At 70.9% G+C, this 1,171-nt stretch carries 3 protein-coding genes; 2 read left to right on the top strand and 1 reads right to left on the bottom strand.

The annotated features are described in order from the left end of the window. Positions 1-482: AMP-binding protein (locus I5G_RS20085; RefSeq protein WP_036325758.1), on the bottom strand; the 482-nt coding region annotated here is incomplete at its 3' end. Between the two features lie 60 nt (positions 483-542). Between I5G_RS20085 and gatC the strand changes: the two genes are divergently transcribed. Continuing rightward, complete coding sequence (gatC, locus tag I5G_RS02010) at positions 543-842, top strand: Asp-tRNA(Asn)/Glu-tRNA(Gln) amidotransferase subunit GatC (RefSeq protein WP_022877561.1); 300 nt, start codon at positions 543-545, stop codon at positions 840-842. Then, the coding region (locus tag I5G_RS20080) for an amidase family protein (RefSeq protein WP_036325755.1) at positions 839-1,171 on the top strand (333 nt) is incomplete at its 3' end. The genes gatC and I5G_RS20080, both read left to right, overlap by 4 nt.

Raw genomic sequence — 1,171 nt, 5'->3', positions numbered from 1 at the left:
GCACGGCAGGCCTGCGTGACGTCGACGGAGACGAGCGTCGTCACCCGCAGGTCGGCGGGGAACTCTTGCACGGTCTTCACGACCTTGCTCCACACGATCGCGTGCTTCGCGCCGTGGTCCTCGAACTGCTTGCGCAGCTCGCGCGCCGTGTAGAGCGGGTTGTGCTCCACGACGACCGCGCCGAGGCGCAGCACCGCGTAGAACGCCACGATGTGCTGCGGGCAGTTAGGCAGCACGATCGCGACGGGGTCGCCCGCCCGCACGCCGTGGGCGGCGAGGGCCGCGGCCACCCGCGCCACCTCGGCCGAGAGATCGGCGTAGGTGGTCTCGCGGCCGAAGAACTCCAGCGCCGGAGCCTTCGGGTAGTCGCGGGTCGAGGCGTCGAGGATGTCGACGAGCGACCCCGACTGCGGGTCGAGGTCCTCCGGCACTCCGGCGGCGTAGCTGGCGGTCCAGGGGCGAGGCGGGTCGAAGCTCGTCACCGTCCCAGCGTAGGCCGGGGTCGGTCTCGGCGCGCGGTGACCGCGAACTAGACTTGCCGGGTGTCTGAAATCACCCCTGATCTCGTGCGCCATCTCGGTGTGCTCGCTCGGATCGAGTTGAGCGACGAAGAGGTCCAGAGCCTCACCGGGCAGCTGGATGCCATCGTCGACAACATCGCAAAGGTGTCCGAGGTGGCCACGCCCGACGTCGTCGCGACGAGCCACCCGATTCCCCTCGAGAACGTCTTCCGCCCCGATGTCGTGCAGCCGCAGCTCACCCTCGAGCAGGTGCTGCAGAACGCGCCCGACCAGGCCGACGGCCGGTTCCGGGTGACCGCGATCCTGGGGGAGGAGCAGTGAGCGACCTCACGCGCCTGAACGCCGCCGACCTCGCCGCCGCCCTGTCCGCGAAGGAGGTGTCGAGCGTCGAGGCGACGCAGGCGCACCTCGACCGCATCGCCGCCGTGGACGGCGACGTGCACGCGTTCCTCCACGTGAGCGACCACGCTCTCGACGTCGCGGCCGACATCGACCGCCGCCGCGCCGCCGGCGAGGAGCTGCACGAGCTCGCGGGCGTGCCGCTCGCGGTGAAGGACGTGCTCGTCACGACCGACATGCCGTCCACGAGCGGGTCGAAGATCCTCGAGGGCTACCTGTCGCCCTACGACGCCACCGTCTCGCGCGCTCGC

Source organism: Microbacterium sp. B19 (assembly GCF_000333395.1).
Lineage (GTDB): Bacteria > Actinomycetota > Actinomycetes > Actinomycetales > Microbacteriaceae > Microbacterium.
This window is presented reverse-complemented; position numbering and strand designations above follow the sequence as displayed.